19 protein-coding genes, 2 tRNA genes and 1 pseudogene are annotated in these 20,552 nt (G+C 71.3%); 11 read left to right on the top strand and 11 right to left on the bottom strand.

Annotated elements, in window-relative coordinates; genetic code table 11:
• Positions 1–11: 11 nt before the first annotated feature.
• From ACPPVO_RS58645 to ACPPVO_RS58625, 5 genes are all read right to left on the bottom strand, one after another.
• Positions 12–176: a hypothetical protein gene (locus ACPPVO_RS58645; RefSeq protein ID WP_426508531.1), complete on the bottom strand. Its 165-nt coding sequence runs from the start codon at positions 174–176 to the stop codon at positions 12–14.
• A gap of 16 nt (positions 177–192) precedes the next feature.
• A complete protein-coding gene (locus tag ACPPVO_RS58640) occupies positions 193–366 on the bottom strand; it encodes a hypothetical protein (RefSeq protein WP_426508530.1) in 174 nt (57 codons plus the stop codon).
• A gap of 241 nt (positions 367–607) precedes the next feature.
• Entirely contained in the window at positions 608–1,528 is a 921-nt protein-coding gene (locus ACPPVO_RS58635; protein WP_426508528.1) for an anti-sigma factor RsbA family regulatory protein, read from the bottom strand.
• Positions 1,525–2,403, bottom strand: a complete 879-nt coding sequence (locus ACPPVO_RS58630) for an MEDS domain-containing protein (RefSeq protein ID WP_426508526.1) — start codon at positions 2,401–2,403, stop codon at positions 1,525–1,527. The genes ACPPVO_RS58635 and ACPPVO_RS58630 overlap by 4 nt, the downstream gene beginning before the upstream one ends.
• A 42-nt stretch (positions 2,404–2,445) precedes the next feature.
• Entirely contained in the window at positions 2,446–3,222 is a 777-nt protein-coding gene (locus tag ACPPVO_RS58625; protein WP_426508524.1) for a hypothetical protein, read from the bottom strand.
• Positions 3,223–3,581: 359 nt separating this feature from the next.
• Between ACPPVO_RS58625 and ACPPVO_RS58620 the strand changes: the two are divergent.
• Together ACPPVO_RS58620 and ACPPVO_RS58615 are read left to right on the top strand one after the other, a co-directional pair.
• Positions 3,582–4,535, top strand: a pseudogene (locus ACPPVO_RS58620) (helix-turn-helix domain-containing protein); the annotation flags it as partial.
• 190 nt (positions 4,536–4,725) lie between these two features.
• On the top strand, positions 4,726–5,448 hold the full coding sequence (locus ACPPVO_RS58615) for an HAD family hydrolase (protein ID WP_426508522.1): 723 nt from the start codon (positions 4,726–4,728) through the stop codon (positions 5,446–5,448).
• 223 nt (positions 5,449–5,671) lie between these two features.
• Here the strand turns inward: ACPPVO_RS58615 and ACPPVO_RS58610 are convergent, their stop codons facing one another.
• Entirely contained in the window at positions 5,672–6,274 is a 603-nt protein-coding gene (locus ACPPVO_RS58610; protein WP_426508520.1) for a peptide deformylase, read from the bottom strand.
• A 258-nt stretch (positions 6,275–6,532) separates the two neighbouring features.
• The gene (locus ACPPVO_RS58605) at positions 6,533–7,153 is read right to left on the bottom strand and encodes a pyridoxamine 5'-phosphate oxidase family protein (RefSeq protein ID WP_426508518.1); all 621 of its coding nucleotides are present in this window, start codon (positions 7,151–7,153) and stop codon (positions 6,533–6,535) included.
• 80 nt (positions 7,154–7,233) lie between these two features.
• On the opposite strand from ACPPVO_RS58605, the gene ACPPVO_RS58600 reads away from it, so the two are divergent.
• The 4 genes from ACPPVO_RS58600 (at position 7,234) to ACPPVO_RS58585 (ending at position 11,042) form a co-directional block, all read left to right on the top strand.
• On the top strand, positions 7,234–8,346 hold the full coding sequence (locus ACPPVO_RS58600; RefSeq protein WP_426508516.1) for a globin domain-containing protein: 1,113 nt from the start codon (positions 7,234–7,236) through the stop codon (positions 8,344–8,346).
• A gap of 168 nt (positions 8,347–8,514) precedes the next feature.
• A complete protein-coding gene (locus ACPPVO_RS58595; RefSeq protein ID WP_426508514.1) occupies positions 8,515–9,261 on the top strand; it encodes a CPBP family intramembrane glutamic endopeptidase in 747 nt (248 codons plus the stop codon).
• Between the two features lie 225 nt (positions 9,262–9,486).
• Positions 9,487–10,203 (top strand): S8 family serine peptidase, encoded by a 717-nt coding sequence (locus tag ACPPVO_RS58590; RefSeq protein WP_426508513.1) that lies wholly within the window; start codon positions 9,487–9,489, stop codon positions 10,201–10,203.
• Positions 10,200–11,042, top strand: coding sequence for a hypothetical protein (locus ACPPVO_RS58585; RefSeq protein WP_426508511.1), 843 nt, complete (start codon positions 10,200–10,202; stop codon positions 11,040–11,042). The genes ACPPVO_RS58590 and ACPPVO_RS58585 overlap by 4 nt, the downstream gene beginning before the upstream one ends.
• Positions 11,043–11,045: 3 nt before the next feature.
• On the opposite strand, the gene ACPPVO_RS58580 is transcribed toward ACPPVO_RS58585, so the two are convergent.
• Both ACPPVO_RS58580 and ACPPVO_RS58575 read right to left on the bottom strand, forming a co-directional pair.
• Positions 11,046–12,299 (bottom strand): mannosyltransferase family protein, encoded by a 1,254-nt coding sequence (locus ACPPVO_RS58580; RefSeq protein ID WP_426508509.1) that lies wholly within the window; start codon positions 12,297–12,299, stop codon positions 11,046–11,048.
• 282 nt (positions 12,300–12,581) lie between these two features.
• Complete coding sequence (locus ACPPVO_RS58575; protein WP_426508507.1) at positions 12,582–13,883, bottom strand: hypothetical protein; 1,302 nt, start codon at positions 13,881–13,883, stop codon at positions 12,582–12,584.
• 132 nt (positions 13,884–14,015) lie between these two features.
• Between ACPPVO_RS58575 and ACPPVO_RS58570 the strand changes: the two genes are divergently transcribed.
• Together ACPPVO_RS58570 and ACPPVO_RS58565 are read left to right on the top strand one after the other, a co-directional pair.
• A tRNA-Ser gene (locus ACPPVO_RS58570) sits at positions 14,016–14,106 on the top strand.
• 35 nt (positions 14,107–14,141) lie between these two features.
• Positions 14,142–14,214 (top strand) — tRNA-Arg (locus tag ACPPVO_RS58565).
• A 73-nt stretch (positions 14,215–14,287) separates the two neighbouring features.
• Here the strand turns inward: ACPPVO_RS58565 and ACPPVO_RS58560 are convergent.
• Positions 14,288–17,416: a VWD domain-containing protein gene (locus ACPPVO_RS58560; RefSeq protein WP_426508506.1), complete on the bottom strand. Its 3,129-nt coding sequence runs from the start codon at positions 17,414–17,416 to the stop codon at positions 14,288–14,290.
• A gap of 336 nt (positions 17,417–17,752) precedes the next feature.
• Positions 17,753–18,583: an SAM-dependent methyltransferase gene (locus tag ACPPVO_RS58555; protein ID WP_426508505.1), complete on the bottom strand. Its 831-nt coding sequence runs from the start codon at positions 18,581–18,583 to the stop codon at positions 17,753–17,755.
• A gap of 123 nt (positions 18,584–18,706) precedes the next feature.
• On the opposite strand from ACPPVO_RS58555, the gene ACPPVO_RS58550 reads away from it, so the two are divergent.
• The 3 genes from ACPPVO_RS58550 (at position 18,707) to ACPPVO_RS58540 (ending at position 20,538) form a co-directional block, all read left to right on the top strand.
• The gene (locus ACPPVO_RS58550) at positions 18,707–18,904 is read left to right on the top strand and encodes a hypothetical protein (RefSeq protein WP_426508504.1); all 198 of its coding nucleotides are present in this window, start codon (positions 18,707–18,709) and stop codon (positions 18,902–18,904) included.
• Positions 18,905–18,991: 87 nt separating this feature from the next.
• Complete coding sequence (locus ACPPVO_RS58545; protein WP_426508502.1) at positions 18,992–19,753, top strand: SDR family NAD(P)-dependent oxidoreductase; 762 nt, start codon at positions 18,992–18,994, stop codon at positions 19,751–19,753.
• Positions 19,754–19,785: 32 nt separating this feature from the next.
• Entirely contained in the window at positions 19,786–20,538 is a 753-nt protein-coding gene (locus tag ACPPVO_RS58540) for a class I SAM-dependent methyltransferase (RefSeq protein WP_426508500.1), read from the top strand.
• Positions 20,539–20,552: the final 14 nt, after the last annotated feature.

Below are 20,552 nucleotides of genomic sequence, written 5' to 3'. Positions count from 1 at the left end.
TCCGTCGTCGTTCAGGCATCCTCGCCGGAGTCGGTGTCCCCGGAGGTGTCCGGCTCGGCGTCGTCGTGGTCGCGCAGGTCGAGGTCGTTGCGCGTGTTGCGCAGATCCACGGCGTGCCGCGGAACGTACTCGTCCTCGTCCGAACGGCGCAGAACCTTCGTGTGGCGTCGCATCATGTGCGTATCCCCGTGGCTATTTGGTGTTGGGTGTGGCGGCGCGGCAGGCGGCGGCGAGCTCGAGGCTCGACGGCGCCGGGCGCCGCGGGTGCGTCACCCGGAGCCAGCGCACCTTGCGCAGCATCCGGGTCGCCGGGCCGGCGGCCCGGTGCCGGGTGACGTGTCCGATGCCGCTTTCTTGAATACTCACGACACAGAGTGTGCGGGGACGGCAACAGAATCGTTAGACCACAAACAGTCCGGACACGGCGACCGTCCGGATTCCCCCGGTAGTAGGTGAGTAACTCAATCACGCCGGGCTGAGTAGGGATGCGTGTCCATCCCACGGGGTCCGTCGTACGCCCGCCCGAACCGGCCAACTCCGCTGATGGTGTCCGCGCCCGGGCCGGGGCCAAGGTAAATGCATTACCGAGATAGGTGCCGCCACCCGTCTACTCGCGCCGCATGTGCAGCCGGACCGTGGTGCCCGGCCCGTTGGTGCGCATCTCGAGCAGGTCGCAGATCTGGCGCGCGATCCACAGCCCGTGGCCCTGGCCGGCCTGGGGATCGGCGCGCAGGAAACCGAGGAAGTTGTCAGTGGCGGAACCCTGGTCGACGACCTCGCAGATGACCCGGCGCTCGGTCGCCCACAGCCGCACCTCGCCCCGGCCGGCGCCGTGGCGGATGGCGTTCGTGGCGACCTCGTTCACGGCGAGGGTGAAGTCGTCGAGGCGTTCGGCCGGCACGCCGAGGCTCACCGCGTGATCGGCGACGAACTGCCGTACCGCCGCCATGTCGGTGAATTCCGGCAGCAGTTCGACGTCGTGGGCCGGGCGCTCCATCAGGGACTGGTTCTGTTCCGCGTAGTAGGAGGCCGGGTCGGCGTAGGCGGAGCTGACCTCGCTCTGCGGCCCGACCGCGAGCGCGGGATGGGTACGCCGGGCGTCGTCGACGATCGCGGCCGGCAGGGACCGGGTGTCGTACCCGCACATCAGCCAAGCCCGCGCGTCGGCCAGGGCGACGTTCATGACCGACTCGTACCGCCCCCACTCCGACGTCTCCAGCGAGTCCCGCCCGGCCCAGACCGGCTCGCCGAGCACCCGCAGGAGCCCGGTCGGGTTCGGCAGCGCGTCGATGCGCCGGTGGTGGGCGTCGAGCGTGCGGCCGGGAGAGTCGAACCAGCCCGAGGCGGGCAGGAAGGTCACCCGGCCGGCGTCGGCGCCGAGCTCCTCGCGCAGCAGCGTCTCGTTCTCGTCGGAGGTGACGGCCAGCACCGAGTCGCCGCGGTGCACGCCCTCGGTCACGAACGGCACGGCCGCCGCGAGGAAGGCCGTGGCCGAGTCGAACACGAGGGCCTGGTGGATGAGGCTCACGGCGACTCGTCCACTTCCGGCAGCGACCAGCGCGCGATGTGCAGAACCTTGCGCATCGAGGCGGGCATGTGGCGCACCTGCACCCGGCGCTCGGGCGCGACCGACTCGGCGAAGCGCACCAGCGCGCGGATGCCGGCCACGTCGATGAAGGTGAGCTCGGCGAGGTCGAGGACGAGCAGCGGCTCCCCGGTGGGCCAGTCCGCCGCCTGCGCCAGCGCGTCGGCGAGCGGGGCGGCGGTGGAGTCGTCGACGACGCCGGCGACGCGCAGCCCGCGCGGGGAGTAGGTCGGCACGATCCGCAGCCGGCGGTCGTCGTGCAGCGGGTCGATGCAGACCACACCGTGGTGCACGGACACGAGGCCGGCGAGGTCGGCCCGCTCGAAGAGCCGTTCGTCGTACTGGCACACCGCGGCCAGATCCGCGGAGTCCACGACGGTCGAGGAGACCCCCGCCTCGTACTCGTGCAGCTTGGTGGTTCCCGGCACCCCGCGCCGCGTCCAGCTCATCTCGCCGGTGAGCCGCAGGCCCTGGAAGCCGGCCGCGCGCGCCTCGCGCACCGCGAGCCGGATGCCGGAGAGCACCTCGGCCGGGTCGAAGCCGGCGTCGCTCCCGTCGGCCGCGCGGACCTCGAGCTGGCCCCGGGCGATCGCGAGTGCGCCGTCGACACCGCGAGGGCCGAGCCAGGCGTCCAGCGCGCCGGAGTTCGTGCGGTCGGAGAAGTACAGCACGCGCTCACCCCGCCGCAGCCCGTCCGCGATGAACGCGGAGACGACCTCCCGCTGCTCGGCGTCGCTGGCGAACGGTAAGCACAGGTGGTCGCCCGGGCGGATGCGCCCGGCATGGGTGGCGGAGATCGACTCGCTGATGGGTTTCAACCTACGTGGTCTACCCAGGGGGTGCCGTCCGCGAAACCCCGCTTATCTGATGCAACAGGTCGTGCAGACCTTGGGCGTGGGCAGCGTGAAGGCCAGGCAGCACGTGCGGCGCTGGATGTTCAGCCCGCCGCCCTCGCGCGGGGTGAGCTCCACCAGGTCGTCGGCGTCCAAGGCGGTCAGCAGCCGGGCCGCGATGTCCATCGTCGGGCCCGGCAGGGAGTCGGCGGCGCGGGACAGGCCGTAGGCCACGCCCGAGGCGACCGAGCCCCAAAGCGTCCGCCTCCCGAGGCGGGCCCGCTTGCGGAACTCCTCCAGCAGCGGGTCGAGGTGCGCGTCGACCAGCGAGCGGCGCAGCACCCCGAGCAGCTCGTCCTCGTCCTCGACGATGAGCAGCCCGGGCGCGTCGGTGGCCACGATCGGGTCGGTGGCCAGCACCGCCGTCACCGGGGAGCGCAGGGCGAGCGTGAGAAAGGGCCGGGGTTCGCGGTACCGCACGAGCACGTGGTCCGGCGTCATCAGCGGGACGCGGCGCGAGGCGGCGAAGCCGAGCACCGCAGGCAGCGCGCACCAGTACGAGTAGCACTTCCACGCGAGCGCGGCGGCCGCGTGCGGCTGCGCGCTCCAGCGCCGGGCGGCGGTGTCGAGCAGCTCGCTCACGTCGAGGTCGGCCGCGGAGCGCCACCCGGGGCCGCCGGTGCCGACGAGATCGGGCACCAGCCCCTGGAGTGAATCTTCACCGTGCCGATTCCGCAGCGCGGCCAGCGTGGCGACGACCGGCCGGAGGGGCTCGACACCCTCGCGGCTGATGAGCGCGGTCACGTTCGGTCGCCGTTTCCGGTGGCGGGCACGATGAGCGGGCACCGCGGCGCGGCGCTCGTACCATGCGTGCTGATGCTGCTCACCACCGTTGCGTACCCCCAGAAGTGCCTACCAAGCGCCCACGATACAGCTATTAGGTAAGGCTAACCAGGTTAACCTTGTCGGCTTAGGGCGGCCGGCATGTCGTAACGTTGTGTCACGAGAAGGATGGCGCGTGGTGACCGAAACGGGTTGATCAAGACCGATCCGGCGGTGTTGTCAACCATTTTGTCAGGAATCTGTCCGGCGGACCTGGTCAACAGCCGGACTCGTGGACACTAACCGGACAGGGGCCGTCTCCCTGTAGGGCTGGACCGGACATGACTACGAGCGACCCATCTCCCGTGCAGCGGGCGGCGGAGGCGTTCGTCGCAGAGTTCGCGCGGTGGCGCGTCGAGCGTGGCATGTCGAAGAAGCAGCTGGCCGCGGCCATGGGCTTCGACGCGTCGTACGTCAGCCACGTGGAGGCCGCCCGGCACCGCCCGACCGAGGACTTCGCCCGGCGCGCCGAGGCGATCCTGCAGAGCGGCGGGTCGGTCTGGCAGCGGTACAAGGAGTACGACGAGCTGCGGGCGACCGCGCGCAGCCGCGTGGGCGTGCCCGGCCGCGACCCGCCGGTGCCGGACCAGTGGCTGCCACCGGGCACGGGGCTCGTGGTCGAGCGTGAGACGGCACGGCTGTCGTACGTCGACGGGAAGTACCGCTGCACGGTCCGCCGCGCGCTGTACAACGCCGGCACGGAGCCGATCACCCGGTACCTCGTCCGGATCGCGGTCGACCGCTACCCGGAGGACCCCGCCCGCTCCAACCGCCACCACCACGACCACCCGCTCTCCCTCGAGGAGCTCTCGCTTGTCGCCTCGTGCGCCGGCGAGCCCATGGAGTGGCGGGCCAAGACCGACCGCGACACCCTCAAGGAGCTGTGGCTGCTCTTCGAGAACGCGCAAGGGCGTTTCCCGTTGTACCCCGGGCAGCGCACGACGATCGCGTACTCGTGGCACATCAGCATCGACAAGTGGGGCAACTGGTTCGAGCGGGCCATCCGCCTGCCCACCCGCCACCTCACGGTCGAGGTCGAGTTCCCGGCGCGCATGCGCCCGGTGGTCTGGGGCGTGCAGACGTCGCTGTCGGCCGAGGAGGTGCCGCTGCGCACGCCGATCACGCAGGAGCTCTCCGAGGACGGGCGCGCGGTCTTCTCCTGGCACACGGAGGCGGCCACGCTGCACGACTACTACCGGCTCGAGTGGCGCTTCCGGGGCAGCCGGCCCGAGGGCGCCGTGGAGGACACCGACGACTGGCCGGACCCGCCGTTCGTGCCCCCGTCGGCCCACCGGCTCTCGGCCTGACGCCGCGGGAGCGCGCGTTCCGGGTGACACCGTGCGCGCAGGGTGCGACTACCTTCCGTACACCGTGGGCGTGAAAAAGGTGTACACCGCGTGAGACCGCGCCGGAGCCGTCGCTACGATGACGCGCGTGGCGGAAGCGGTCTTATTCGACCTCGACGGCACGCTCATCGACAGCGAGCCCATCTGGGCCGCGGCCAACACGGCCCTGGTGCGCTCCCGCCGCGCCGAGGCCACCGATGAGCTGCTGCGCAGCCTGAGCGGGCTCGACGCGACGGTGGCGATGCACCGTATCCACCGGTACTACGGCTGGCGCGGCCTCGACGTGCCCGGCGACGTGGCGTTCGTGCAGCGCCGGGTGCACGAGGCGTACGCGCGCGGCGTGCACTGGCTGCCCGGCGCCCGGGCGCTGCTGGCCACGGCACGCGCCGCGGGCCTGCGGGTGGCGCTTGTCACCTCGACCTATCGCGAGCTCGTCCGGTACGTGCTGCGCGAGGCCGGCCCGGGCGCGTTCGACACGGTCGTGTGCGGCGACGACGGGCACCGGCCCAAGCCCGACCCGGCGCCGTACCTCGCCGCGATGGACGCCCTCGGCGTCGCCGCCGCGGACTGCGTCGCCGTGGAGGACTCGGCCGTCGGCGTGGCCAGTGCCCACGTGGCCGGCTGCGCCGTGCTCAACGTCGCCCCGATGATGCGCTCCGATCTCGCCCACACGTGGGCGCCGTCGCTGCGGCACGTCGGCGTCGCCGAGCTGCGCGCCGCCCTCGGCGACCGGGCGGCGCTGACCGGCCCGTCGCTGCTGAGCGTGGTGCCCCACCCGGCGATCGCCGTGCAAGCCGTGTGAATGGCCGTGCAAGCCGTGTGAATGGCCGTGCAAGCCGTGTGAATGGCCGTGCAAGCCGTGTGAATGGCCGTGCAAGCCGTGTGAATGGCCGTGCAAGCCGTGTGAATGGCCGTGCAAGCCGTGTGAATGGCCGTGCAAGCCGTGTGAATGGCCGTGCAAGCTGTGTGAATGGCCGTGCAAGCCGTGTGAACAAGGGCGGCGCCGCCGTGCAGTACGGCCGTTGTCAGGCCATCGAGACGGCCGGGGCGCCCGGGTCCACGTGGTCCACGCACAGGATGCCGCTGAGGTGGTCGACCTCGTGCAGGACGTCGCGGGCCAGGCGGCCCTGGTCGAAGGTGGCGATCTGCTCGTCGCCCGCCGGCGTGCGGTAGCTGACCACGGCGGTGCGCGGGCGGCGCAGCGAGCAGCGGAAGTCGAAGAAGCTCAGGCAGCCCTCGGTCGTCTCCTCCCACTCGGTGCGGGCGGCCGGGCCGACCTCGATCACCTGCGGGTTGATCAGGGCCAGCTGGGGCGCGCCGTGGGCGCGGAAGATCGCGATCGAGCGCGGCTCGCCGATCTGGGGCGCGGCCAGGCCCATCGCGCCGGTGCTGAAGTCGTGCACCCGCATCACCGCGTCGGCCACGGCGGTCAGGCGGTCGAGGATGCGCAGCGCCTCGTCGCGCTCCGAGGGCAGGTTGAACGGGCGGGTCCCCGCGGTCAGCATGGGGTCGCCCAGCTGCACGATGCCGAGCGCCGCCATCACCTCGCTCGGCCGGCGGGTCCGGTTGAGCCGGCGGGGCGCGGGGGCCGGCGCGGTCTTGCGGTCGTCTGCCACGTCGCTGGTCATCGCTGCTCCTTCAAGGGGCGGTTGGTGCAATCGCCACGTGAATGGACGCGAGCCAAGTGCGCGAAATGCCGCGGGCTGGCGGGACCGCGGAGTGAAGAATCGTACGGGTGCAGGTGCGGAAATGCGACGGCCCGGCTCAGCGCCATCCACCCAGTGTGAGTGGCGGTGAGCCGGGTGTGAACCCCTATAGGCCTCGTTGAACGTGAATGAATGCGTACGATTCTTAAGGGCTTAGGTAACGTTTAGAGCGGGGAAAGCTCAGTCGAGTTCGCCGGCCGCCGAGAGGAACGCTTCCTCTACGTAAACGGTGATCCAGCGGGCCGGACGACGATCGGCGACCAGGTCGAGCGAGGGGTCGAGGTTCAGCCGGCGGTAGGCCCGGCGCATGGCGTCGTCGTCCAGGACCTTCGCCTGGCCGCTGACGTGTAGCCCGATCGCGCCGCGGGCGAAGTCGACGAACAACAGGCCGATGCGCGGATCGTGCTGAATGTCGGAGACCGGGGTGGAAAGGCACAGGTCGTCGAACTCGGGCCACGCGAGGCGATTCGCGCCCAGTACGCGAACGAAGCCGGGGCCGCCGGTGACGAACGTGCAGTCGTGCCCGTCGTCCGGCTCGCCGGTGGCGACGAACAACATCTCCTGGCGGCGGACGAAGCTCTGCATGCGTTCGTCGAGTTCGGTCAGGACCTCGCGGTCGGACAGGGTGGGCAACGGACACCTCCGGGATTGCGTGCGCCTCCGACTCACCGTTGCACCGGCCGGCGCAACCAGCCGGACAGTCGGTGCGACACCGCCGTTCGGCTGATGTGGCCGAGCCTGTCCAGTGCCAAGGACCGGCGCGTCGCGGGGAATATGGGCGCCGCACACCCGTCGTCGCACACTCAGTGCGATGCGTGGTCTTCGCAGGTAGTGACCCTGATTCACACCAGGGCACCGACGTTTGACCGCGAAGGGCACCGATGAGCAATCTGTCGCGATTACTGAAGGAGAGCTGGACACTCGTCGAGGAGCAGCAGGACAAGCTCGCCAGCTACTTCTACGCGCGCACGTTCCTCAACAACCCGCAGCTGCGGGACCTGTTTCCGGTCCAGATGGATGTCCAGCGCTCCCGGCTGCTGGGCGCGATCGTCACCGCCGTGCAGACGGTCGACAACCCGGAGAACTTCGACGAGTACCTTCAGTCGCTCGGACGGGACCACCGCAAGTTTCACGTGCAACCAGAGCACTACGAGGTCGTCGGGGACGCGCTGTTCGAGGCCCTGCGCACGTACGGCGGCGACCAGTGGACGATCGAGTTCGACCAGGCCTGGCGCGACGCCTACGCGAGGATCGCGGAGGTCATGATCGCGGGGGCCGAGGCCGACTCGACCAATCCGCCCTACTGGCACGCCGAGGTGCTCTACCACGAGCGCCGCAGCCGGGACATCGCCGTGCTGACCTGCCGGCCGATGCAGCCGCTGGAGTACCGGGCCGGGCAGTACGTCAGCGTCGAGACGAAGTACCAGCCGCGGCTGTGGCGGGTGTACTCGATCGCGAACGCGCCCCGCAAGGACGGCTCGCTCGACCTGCACGTCCGCGCGGTGGGGGCCGGCTGGGTCTCCTCGGCGCTGGTCCGGCGGGTGCGGCCCGGCGACATGGTCCGCCTGGGCGCCCCGATGGGCCAGATGACGCTGGACCGACGCTCGACCCGGGACATCGTCTGCGTCGCCGGCGGCACCGGGCTGGCGCCGATCAAGGCGCTCATCGAGGAGATGACCCGCGCCAACCGGACCCGCTGGGTGCACGTGTTCTTCGGCGCCAAGGACCGCGACGACCTCTACGACCTGGCCTGCCTCAACCGGCTGGCGGCCCGCTACCCGTGGCTGTCGGTGGTGTCGGCGACCAGCGACGACCCGGACTTCCCGGGCGAGCACGGGAACGTATCGGACATCGTCGCCCGCTACGGCCCGTGGCGGAACCACGACTTCTTCGTCTCCGGCTCGCCCACGATGGTGCGGTCGACCCTGCGAACCCTGGCCGAGATGCAGGTTCCGTCAATCCGGATCAAGTACGACGCATTCGGCGACGTCTGAACGCGGGTGAGTGGATCAAGTACGACGCATTTGGCGACGTCTGAACGCGGGTGAGTAGATCAAGTACGACGCCTTCGGTGACGTCTGAGCGCGGCGGGCGGTCAAGGTGCGGTGAACGCCAGCCCGTGCTCGGACGGGGCTTCGAGAGTTCTTCAGTACAGTGGCGCCGTGATCGAAAAGCGGGGGATCCGGGCCGAGATCCTCCTGGTGCTCGGCGTCTCGCTGGGCAGCTCGGCCATCTACGCGATTCTCAACATCATCAACCGGCTGACGTACGTCAAGCCGCTGTCCGAGCAGACCGCGACGCTGAACCCGACCGTCGTGGCCGATCGGCCGTGGCTCGACCTGCTCTACCAGCTCGCCGGGATCCTGCTCGGCGTCGTGCCCGCCTTTCTCGCGGTACACCTGCTGCGCCGGGCCCATGACCCGCTCGAGGTCGGCCTGGACGTCAAGCGGCCCGGCTTCGACCTGTTGACCGGGGCCGGGCTGGCCGCGCTGATCGGGCTGCCCGGGCTGGGGCTGGTCTGGGCCGCCCGGGCGCTCGGCATCAGCGCCCAGATCGTGCCCGAGGCCCTCGGGACCCACTGGTGGTCGGTGCCGGTCCTGATCCTCTCGGCCGTCGAGAACGGGGTGCTCGAGGAGATCGTGATGATCGCGTACCTCCTGACGCGCCTGCGCGACCTGCGGCTGGGCTGGTGGACGGCGATCCTCACCAGCGCCGTGATCCGCGGCTCGTACCACCTCTACCAGGGCTTCGGCGGGTTCGTCGGCAACCTCGTGATGGGGCTCGTGTTCGGGTACTTCTTCCGCCGGACGCAGCGGGTCATGCCGCTGATCGTGGCCCACTCGATCCTCGACATCGTGTCGTTCGTCGGGTACGCGCTGCTCAAGGATCATCTCGGTTTCCTGAGTTAGGGCAAATCCAGACAATTAGTCTGGCGTCGTGGGCCGAATCCTTCTCGTCATCACCCTGGTGCTGACCACCGCGTTCGCCGTACCGTCGCCGGCTTCGGCAAAATCCGACACGACGCTCTACATCGTGCAGCTGGCCGGGGACCCGGCGCTGCGCACCGAGAGCGCTCGCGCCGCCGTGCGCGCGAACCGGAGTCGGTCCTGCGGCGGGCCGGGATCGGCAGCCCCGTGGTGGACTACGAGACCGTCTTCAACGGCTTCGCCGCCGCCCTGACGCCCCAGCAGCGCGAGCGGGTCCGGCGCGACCCCGGCGTGCGGCGGATCTGGAAGAACGAGCGGCGCACCGTGGAGACGATCAGCACGCCGGCGTTCCTGGGCCTGGACGGGCCGGCCGGCGTGTGGGCGCGGGAGTTCGGCGACCCGGAGCACGCGGGCGAGGGCATGATCATCGCCGACATCGACACCGGGTTCTGGCCCGAGAACCCCAGTCTCGCCGCGCTGCCCGAGCCCCGCCCCGACCAGGCGGTCGTCGGCGGCAAGTGGAAGGGCGCGTGCGTCGCGGGCACCGGGACCACGCAGCAGCAGGTCACCTGCAACAACAAGGTGATCGGGGCGCGCTACTACGACAACAGCGGCTTCGGCGACTGGACCGGGGAGTTCCGCTCGCCCCGGGACTACGACGGCCACGGTACCCACACCGCCACCACGGCCGCCGGGGACCACGGCGTGCCGGCCACCATCAACGGCAAGCCCGTCGGCAACGTCTCGGGCACGGCCCCGGCCGCTCGCGTCGCGGTCTACAAGGCGCTCTGGCGCCAGGCCGACGGCGAGGGCGCGGGCGGGACGGTCGACCTGCTGGCCGCCATCGACGACGCGGTCGCCGACGGCGCCGACGTCATCAACTACTCGGCCTCACCGCGCCCGGGGTCGACATCGCCGAGGTGACGCCCCCGCCCGGCACCACGGTCGCGGTGACCCCGTCGACCATGACCCTGCCCGCGGGCGGCACCGCGAAGTTCACGGTCACCGTCCAGCGGACCGACGCGGCCTACCGCGAGTACGCGTTCGGGGCCCTGACCTGGACGGACCTGCGCGGGCACGCGGTGCGCAGCCCCATCGCGGTGCGCCCGGTCGCGCTGACCGGCCCGGGCGAGATCACCGGCACCGGCGCCGCCGGCCACGCGGCCATCGACCTGCTGTCCGGGTTCGGCGGCACGGTCACCGCCCACCCGTACGGCCTCGCGGCGTCGACCGAGCACGCCCAGAACCTCGTGGGCAGCACCGCCGCGTTCCTGCCCACCGTCCCGGGCATCTCGCCGGCCGTGTTCAGCTTCGAGTTCACGCTGCCGCCGGCCACGAAGCTCGCGCGGCTGGCGACCTACGACGCCGACGTCGCGCCCGGTACCGACCTCGACCTCTACGTCTACCAGAACGGCGAGCTCGTCGGCCGCAGCGACGGCACGACCTCCGACGAGGAGGTGCCGCTGACCGGGGGTTCCGGGGTGTTCCAGGTGTACGTCGTGCAGTTCGCGCTGCCGCCGCGGCTGAACGAGCAGCTGGTCAAGGCGCACCTGTTCGTGGTCGGCGCCCCGCTGACGGGCAACCTGACCGTGACGCCGAAGACGCGGCCGGTCGCGCCCGGCGACACCCTGCACTTCGACGTGAACTGGCAGGGGCTGGCGCCCGACAAGCGGTACCTCGGGATGATCGAGTTCGGGGACGGCTCGGCGGCGCGGGCCTGGACCACCGAGGCGATCGGCCCGCAGCCTCCGACGATTCCCTGAGGGTCAGGCGACGAACTGGATCTTCAGCAGGATCTGCGCCAGGAACAGGCCCTGGGCCATGAGCGCCAGGAACAGGTATATGCGCTCGACGGTGCGGCTCCGGCCGAGCATGGCCAGGATGACGAAGGCCGGGAACCATTCCATCGCGATGCGCGGGGCGGAGATCAGGTAGTTGGGCCAGCCGGCCTCGGTGCAGATGAACAGCAGGATCGGCACGGCCGCGTACACCAGCAGGTAGTTCTGGTCCGGACGGAAGCCGAAGCGGCTCTTGCGGCGCAGGGCGAACAGCAGCAGCGCGATCGCGCCGAGCACCGAGACGAGGTTGAACAGCCCGAGCAGGCGCCAGTCCTGCAGGTACGGCTTGTCGTTGAGCAGCTTGATCGTCTTCCAGATCGGCTCGCCGGGCCAGCCGTACTTGCGGTGCCAGCCGCTCTGCGCGTGGCTGAACGCCAGCCAGTCGCCGGTCACCCGGTAAAGGAACGCCGAGAACGCGATGAGGCCGGTCGGGATCAGCAGGAAGCCGAGCGCGTCCCAGCGGATCTTGCGCACGCTCCAGCCGCGATGGCGCATGTACTCCCAGGCGATCGGCGCGGCCAGGAGTAGGCCGAACAGCCGTGTCCCGCCCGCGAGCGCGGCGGCGATGTTGGCGACCCAGAAGTGGCCCTTGCGCGCGGCGTAGAGGGCGATGAGCACCAGCGCGATGTAGAGCGACTCGTTGTAGGCCGCGAACAGGAAGAAGCCCATCGGGAAGGCGGCGAGGTAGAGCGTCGTGCGGCTCGCGACCTCGGCGCCGAACTCCTCGTCGACCAGCCGATGCAGCATCACCAGCGTGACGAGGGCGAAGAAGATGCTGATCGCCATCGCCGCCGGGAAGGCGCCGCCCGGGAAGATCGGATTGAGCGCCTTGATCATCCCCGGGTACAGCGGATAGAACGCCGGCGCGTAGTCGTAGAACTTGTAGCCGTCCTCGGCGATGCGGACGTAGAAGATCGTGTCGTACTGGTACCAGGTGCCCAGCAGGTCGCTGATCCCCGGGATCCGGGTGGGCAGGAACCGCCAGGCGTAGAACGTGACGAAGACGTAGGCGATGCCGGCCGCGAGCCACACGCCCGAGGCCACCTTCAGCGAGCGCAGCCAGGGCTGCATCCACGGACGGATCCACGACCGCCATTTGGGGGTGGCGGCCGGGGCTTCCTCCGGCTCGATCCCGGTGGAAGCCTCCGGAACGGCCTCGTCGATGGCTCCGACGGCGACCACGGCGGCCTTCCCGTTCACCGGTTCCGGGTCACTGGGGAATGCATCGATGTCAATATCGTTCACGTCGGCGGCGTCAGATTCGATAGCGCCAGAGGGGAGCGACACAGGGCGAGACTATACATAAGCCCAGTTCACGTTGGCGTCCCCTGCCCGGCGCCGTATTGGCTTCCACAGTGACCAAGACGTTGCCGGTTCGTTTCCGGTTGCTGTCCACGACGGCACTCCTCGCTCCCGTACACCCCAGTTCTACCCCGGGCGCGCCAGCCCGGGTTCAGGGTGTTCTCAGGGTTTGAACCCGCGGTAGTACCGCACCGCACGCGCCGCCAGACGTTCCGTGCTGCGCGCCGCCGTGACGGAGCCCACGACCATGCCCGCGCCCGGGACGAACCGCCGCACGAGCCGGGCCGCGGCCGCACGCAGCAGGCCGGCGCCGACCATCCGGGCCAGCGGGGCGGTGGCGCGCCCGGGGTCCCGCCGCTCGGCCGCCCGCACCGCTTCCTCGGCGGTCTCGACGGTGCCGTGGACCCGCTGCAGCACCAGGAGCTCGGCGGCACGGCGGCGGTCCTCGGGGTCGTGCCCGTAGGCGGCGGCGAGGTGGAGCACCAGCTTGGCCTGCAGCCAGGCGACGCCGGCCGCCTCGACCACCAGGCCGGCCGGGCCGACCAGGCCGGCGGCGAAGCCCTGACGGCGGGCGCGGCGGACGAACTCGTGCGTGATGGCCCGTGACAGGGCGTCGCCGTTCGCGTCGGGGTAGGTGAACCGGTACCAGGCGACGCGCTGGCGGGCGCCCGCGCCGAGGTGGTCGACGGCGGCGAGGGCCAGAGTTTCGGGGAGGTAGGCCGGGATCAGGGTGGGGGAATCGTGAGTTTGTTCACCAACTGAAGTGGTCGGGGCCGGCTCCACGGAGGGCGACTCGACGATCACCGGGGGTTGGGGCTCTTTGAGGGCCGCCGGGGGAGTGGCCTTTGTCACTGCGGCTTTTTTGGCGGCGGTCTTCTTGGCGGGTTCTGGGGTCGCTGCCTTGGTCGCCTTTTTCGCGGCCTTCTTCGCGGGGGTCGCCTTCTTGGCCGGGGTCGCCTTCTTGGCGGGGGCCGTCTGCGCGACCTCGACCGGGGCCGGGGCGGCCTTCTTCGCTGGGGCCTTCTTCGCCGGTGTGGCCTTGGCCGACGCGACCTTCGCAGGTGTGGCCTTGGGCGGAGCGGCCTTCGCCGGTGTGGCCTGCGGAGCGGCCTTGGGCGGAGCGGCCTTGGGCGATGTGACCTTGGGCGGCGTGACCTTGGGTGGCGTGACCTTGGCCGGAGCGGCCTTCTGCGCCGGGGGTTCGGGGGCCGGCTCCGGCGCAGGCGGGCGTGGAGGGGTCGCCGGCAAAGGGGTCGAGGCCACGGTCGGGACCGCCGGAGCGAACGGCGTCGTCGCGGCCGGGGTGTGCGGCCGTGGCGGAGCCTTCGGCGTGTCCTCGTCGGGCGTGTCCGCCGGAGGCGGCTCGAACCGGAGCGCCGTGTCGCCGAGGACCCGGATCTTCCGCGGTACCGTATCCGGGTCTTCGCTCTTCCGACGCGGCGGCGGCGTTGCGTCCTCTCCCATCTGCACGAGCGTAATGGCGAACCGCCCTGAGCACCCGTTCTGCGCTCGCGGCGCCTAATGGCGTACCCGCTTTGCCCGGCAAGTCGGGCGGCCTGTATCCTCGTACGGCGGTCCCCGGTGACGGGGATTGCTGGAGGCTTCGCCTAGTTCGGTCTATGGCGCCGCACTGCTAATGCGGTTTGGGTCTTAAAGCCCATCCCGGGTTCGAATCCCGGAGCCTCCGCGCAAAACCTGGTGTGTACACTAGGCAAGCACCGAGCGCCCGTAGCTCAACGGATAGAGCATCTGACTACGGATCAGAAGGTTAGGGGTTCGAGTCCCTTCGGGCGCGCTTGATAGTGAGGGGCCTGAACTGCAGAAATGCGGTTCAGGCCCCTCGTCGTTTCCGTCCCCTGTGGACTCGGCTAGCTCTTCTTCGGCGTGAGTGTCCAGGTGCCCAGCTGCAGACCGCTGGTGCGGTAGGAGCCGCTCATCGTGCCGTCGGCCGCGACGGTGCCGGTGAAGTCGACGTACGAGCCGGGGTCGGTGCTGATCCGCAGCGTGACCGTCGTGCCGGTCACCTTGCCGGTGAAGGGGCCGCTGCCGTACAGCGGCGGCGCGATGACCGCCTGGCCGGAGATCGTCCCGTCGGCCGACGCGGTGACGCCGGTCAGCTGCCAGGTCGAGTTGATGTTGTACGTCGTGTTGTGCAACGTGCCCGTGTAGTCGGCGCTGACCTGGACCGGTGCGCCGCCGGTGACGAACGCCTGGGCGCCCGCCGCGTCGGCGACGGCGTTCGCGTCGCCGGTCAGGGCCGCGTCGAGGATGCACGCGTCCAGGAACGGCTGCGTCGATGCGCCGGCCGCGGTACACACCGCCGCCGCCTGGTCGCGGGTCGCCGCCGGCAGGCTGCCGGTGCCGAGCACCGCGTACGGGAACGCGCGGTCGGTGAACGTGTTGGTGTCGGTGCCGGAGGCGTAGTCGAAGAGCGACTCCGCCTGGGCCACGCGCCAGCTGTTCGCGAACGGGCCGTACAGGTCGGCGGGCTTGGCCGGGTAGGCGATCGCCGTGCCGTCCCGGGTCGCCAGGTCGTTGGCCGCGACGCCGTCAGCGTTGCCGAACAGCCCGTGCACGTGCCCGTGGCGGGCCGTGGCGAGGCCGACGGAGATGCGGAAGTAGCCCGCCGCGAAGACGCTCACGAACGAGCCGTCCGGCCACTGCACGACCAGGGCGCCCTGCACGGACGAGATCGAACCGCCGCCCGGCAGTGCGTAGGGCAGCGCGGCCGGGGCGATCGCCGCGCCGTCGACGAGGATCTGCGGTTCGCCGGAGGTCCGGTAGATGCCGACGCGGTGGCCGGCGACCGTCATCGCGACGGCGGAGTTCTCCGCCACGGTGCGCGAGGACTGGAACCACGGCCGCTGGCGCACCTGCACCTGCATGTCGTCGGTGTCGGAGCGCAGCGCCACGAACTCACCCACCTGCTGGAAGTCGTAGTAGGCAAGGTCCGGCGTCACCAGGTGCGGGTCGCCGTACGAGCTGGCGCACGTGCCGTTGCAGGTCGGCTGGGCGCCCGGCGGCGGGGGTGGGGCCGGCAGCGGCGGCAGCGGGTCCGCGACGACCAGGTCCAGGTCGAGGATGCCTGTCGCGCCGTCCGCGTCGGCGACGCCGAGGCTCACCTTGTACTTGCCGGCCTTGGTCGGCGTGCCGGAGATGACGCCCTCGGGCGAGATGGCCAGGCCGTCGGGCAGGCCCTTGGCGGCCCACACGTAGGCGGGATGGCCGTCGTGCGCGGCCGCGGTGAGGTTGTACGCCAGGCCGACGGTGCCGTCCGGCAGGCCGGTGGTGTCGATGACGACGTCGCTGCAGCCGGGCGCCCGCTGGGCGCTGTACACGTCGTAGGCGAACGGCTCGGCCAAACCGAGATCGAGCTTCTCGAGGAAGTCGTCGAGCGCCTCGACCGCCGCGGCGCCACGCAGGCTCGGGTTCGCGATCAGGCTCACCTTCGCCGAGCCCCGGCACGGGTACTTGACCTCGTAGCGCACGCCCAGGCCGAGCGAGGCCTCGGGGCCGAAGGCGCCGTCGATGAGCAGCGCCACGCGGGGCACGACCGACGCCGAGACGCTCGCCGAGCCCTTGCCCACCTCGCCCAGCGGGGTCGCGCTGCCGCCGCCGCCGGTGGAGCTGGTGTTGTGCCAGCCGTTCGCGTCGTACTGCCCGGAGACGGTCGCGGTGATGCGGCCCTGGCCATTGAACTCGGCGTCGAGGGAGGTCTCGGCCTCGAACTCGGTGTCGAGCGAGACGACCGGGGCCAGGTACAGCGGGAGCGGTCCGGGCAGCGGATACCGCCCGATCTTCCACGGGCCGCCGGCGACGTTCTCCTTGGTGTACTTGATGGTGCCCTCGCCGGACAGCTTGGCCGACCCGTTCACCGTGAGCGAGCCGGTCATCCCGACGTTGGCGCGCACGGGAATGGGCACCGGCAGGATGCCGAACTTCCAGACGGTGCGGATGTCGATGTCGACGATCGGGTACAGCAGGCCGGTCGCCGAGAGGCTCGCGTCGGCGCCGATGGAGCCTTCGACTTCGATCTTGTCGGTGATGTCGCCGCGGCCACCGCCCCGCATGTGGTACTCCAGCGCGCATCCGACCGCGGCGGCGAACGGCACGCCCGCGACCGTCGCCGCGGCGCCCAGGCAGCCGCCCCCGCCGATCGAGGCGAAGCCGCCGCCGGCGGACGCGAGGGCCTTGGGCGCCGCGGCGGCGTTGGCCGTGACCGCGCCCGGCGGGGCCGTCTTCGCGGCGGCCGGTACCACGGGCGTCGGCAGCTTGATCGAAGCCTGCAGGTACATGTCGGTGAGCGTGGCCGGCGCGGTCTTGTACCGGTTGCCGGACACGGACACGATGCGCCGGGCCAGGCCGTCCGGCGTCTTCGGGCCCAAGCCGGCGACGAGGATCGTGCCGGCGTCCAGCCGCGAGTCGGGCCTGGTGGTGCTGAACCCGTCCGCGGTGACATCGGTGATCCGGCCCAGCAGCGTCTGATCGGCGACGAGCACGTCCGGGTCGACAACGGTGGCGGTGGGCGCGGGCGCCTTCACGGTGATGCGCACCGACGCCGCCGCGACCGTGCCGCCGGCGGTGCGCGCGCAGGCCAGGAGGGTGTGCACGCCGGGCGCGGCCGACGTCGTGATGCCCCAGTCGGCGTCGCGCCGCCACCAGTCGCCCTTCCACCACCGGTGCCGCTCGCGCCGGTCGGGGTCCACGCTGCCGATGAGCTGGCCGTCGCCGTAGAGGTCGATCGCGACGACGGAGCGGCTCCGCTCGCCGCCGACGATGCCCTCGACGTCGAACTCCGGCGTCTTGGCCAGGTCGATCGTCCGGCGGTCGTCCGGACCGGTGATGCTGAGCCGCACGCCGTTGTAGTAGCGCGGTGAGGAGCACGGCGCGGCCGAGGCCGCCGCCGAACCCGCGGTGCCGACCAATGCGGCGGCCGCCAGAACAAGCACGATCGGAATGCGCAACCAGCGGTTGGCGCCATGCTTCTGGGCAATCACGGCGGCAGGTTATAACAGCGATATGAACGGCCATCGATACTTATCTCCAGGTGGCCGTCCACCACCTGGATGTCGCCGCAAGAATGCCGGACAGGACCGGCCACATCCCTGCTGAACTGCTAAAACAGCGTGAAATCCGACCAATGTCGACCGATTGCACAAGAATTTCCCACGGCCGGGAAATCGCAGGTCGAAATGCCTGGTGGGGCCCGCTCGGTTCGCCCAGGAAACGGAACGCCGCATTCTGTCGGTTGTTTTCGCGGACCGTTCGGGCAGAATCGCACCGCCCCACGGCCACATTCGCTTAGCGCCGGTCCCGACGACGGTTTGCGGCTGTCATCCGATGCGGGCGACCGCCGCGTTGCAGAAGACGTCCTCGGCGGACGGGCGGGGCTCCGGCTCGCCGTCCGCGCGCCACTGGGCGACCGAGACGATGCCCGGCGCGACGAGTTCCATGCCGTCGAGGAGCGCGGCGAGCTGCTCGGCACTGCGGGCCCGGAACCGTCCGTCGCGGTTGGCCGCTTCCATCTGCGCGAGCTGCTCCGGGGGCATGTACTCGTAGGTGACGTGGGAGGCGACCAGGTAGCTGCCGGGCGGCAGCGCGTTGGCGAGCGTGGTGATGATGCCTTTGGGGTCCTCGTCATCGCGGATGAAGTGCAGGATCGCGACAAGCATCAGGGCGACCGGTTGGGTCAGGTCCAGGGTGTCGCGCAGGTCGGGGTCGGCGAGGATCCGGCCCGGTTCGCGCAGGTCGGCGTCGATGTAGGCGGTGCGCCCCTCGGGGGTGCTGGTCAGCAGCGCCCGGGCGTGGGTGAGGACGATCGGGTCGTTGTCGACGTAGACGATCCGGGCGTCCGGCGCGACGGCCTGCGCGACCTCGTGCGTGTTGTCCGCGGTGGGGATGCCGGTGCCGATGTCGAGGAACTGCCGGATGCCCTGCTCGGTCAGGTACCGCACGGCCCGTTGCAGGAAGCGCCGGTTCTCGGCCGTCGCGACCCGGATCGTGGGCGTCGCGGCCTCGATCTGTTCGGCAGAACGCCGGTCGGCCTCGAAGTTGTCCTTGCCGCCGAGCCAGTAGTTGTACCGACGGGCCGGGTGCGCCACCGTCGTGTCGATCCGCTCCAAAGCTGACAGTTCCTGCTCGTGGCCGGACACCGGCTCTCCCATCGCTGTATCGACATCCCGGGGGCGTGCACATCGTGAGCGCTCCGCCCACGGCCCACAGCCTATGGTTACCGCGGCCGCGGCAACACCGGCCGCGATGCTCGCCGCCGGCCATACGGTCGGCCCATGCAACGACCTCTCGCCGTCTGGATCGTCTCGCCGGTCCTCGCTCTGTGCGGGGTGGCCGGCTCGGCCGTCATCGGTCCGGCGCTGCTCGGCGCCGAGGACTCGGCGGTGCCGGTCCTCGGCCTCGCCACGCTCTTGTGCGCCGCCCAGGTCGCGGCGGCCGCGGCCCTGTTCCTCGGGGGCTCCGTCGTGAACTGAGCGAGACCGCCGGCCCCGGGCGCCCTTCGGCGTCCGGGGCCGGACATCGGCCGGCCTGATGCCGGCCCGAATGGGTAGCTTCGCGGTATGGGAACTTTGGACGGAACAGTTGCGCTCGTCACCGGGGCCTCCAGCGGGATCGGCGAGGCCGCCGCGCTCGCGCTGGCCGAACGCGGGGCCGCCGTCGCGCTCGCGGCCCGGCGCGGGGACCGGCTCGCCGAGCTCGCCAAGCGGATCGACGGCGACGGCGGGCGGGCGTTCGTCATCGAGGCCGACATCACCGAGCGGGAGCAGGCCGAGGCGGCCGTGCGCCGCACCGTGGAGGAGTTCGGGCGGCTCGACACGCTCGTGAACAACGCCGGGGTGATGCTGCTCGGGCCCGTGGTCGACGCGCCGGTGGACGAGTGGGAGCGGATGGTCTCGATCAACGTCATGGGGCTGCTGTACTGCGCCCACGCCGCCCTGCCGCACCTGCTGCGCGCGGCCGGGGAGGAGCCGCGCCGCGTCGCCGACATGGTCAACGTCAGCTCCGTCGCGGGGCGTGTCGCGCGCAACGGCAGCGGCGTCTACAACGCCACCAAGCACGCGGTCGGGGCGTTCAGCGAGGCGCTGCGCCAGGAGGTCACCGGGCGGTACGTGCGCATCTCGCTCGTCGAGCCCGGCGCCGTCGCCACGGAGCTGGCCGGGCACAACCGGCCGGAGGTCCGCGAGGCGATCAAGCAGCGGTTCGAGGGCGTCGAGCGGCTCCAGGCGCCCGACATCGCCGACACCATCGCCTACATCGTGACCCGGCCCCGGCACGTCGCCGTCAACGAGATGCTGGTCCGGCCCACGCAGCAGCAGAACTGACCGGACCGTCGCATCGGCGATACCGTGGCGGCATGGCCCGGTACCTTCTCGACAACGCCCAACCCGAGGCCGGCGCCCGCTTCGGGGCGCTCGCCGAGCTCTTCGACCCGTCGACCTTTCGGCACATCGACGCGCTCGGGATCGGGCCCGGGATGCGGTGCTGGGAGGTCGGCGCGGGCGGGCCGACGGTCCCGGCCGGGCTCGCCACGCGCGTCGGGCCCGGCGGGCACGTGCTCGCCACCGACCTCGACGTCGCCTGGCTGCCGGCCGGGGCGGGCTACGAGGTGCGGCGGCACGATGTGGGCGCCGAGCCCCCGCCGGGCGAGGACTTCGATCTGGTACACGCGCGGCTTCTCCTCGTGCACGTGCCCAACCGCGCCCAGGCCCTCGCGGCAATGGTCGCGGCCCTGCGCCCCGGCGGCCGGCTGCTCGTCGAGGAGGCCGACCCGGCGCTGCAGCCGCTGGCGTGCCTGGACGAGTCCGGGCCGCCGCAACGGCTGGCCAACAAGCTCAAGCGCGACTTCCGCACCCTGATGGCCGGTCGCGCGGTCGACCTCGCGTACGGGCGGACCCTGCCCCGGCTCCTGCGTGAGGCCGGCCTGACCGGGGTCGCCGCGGACGCGTACTTCCCGGTCACCGGCCCCGCGTGCGCCCGGCTCGAGCGCGCCACGGTGGAGCAGATCCGCGGCCGGCTCGTGGACGCGGATCTGGCCACCACGGCGGAGATCGACGAGCACCTCGCCAACCTCGACGCGGGCGTGCTCGACGTGCGACCTCGCCCATGATCTCCGCGTGGGGC

It is taken from the genome of Dactylosporangium sp. McL0621 (assembly GCF_049995355.1).
GTDB lineage: Bacteria > Actinomycetota > Actinomycetes > Mycobacteriales > Micromonosporaceae > Dactylosporangium.
This window is presented reverse-complemented; position numbering and strand designations above follow the sequence as displayed.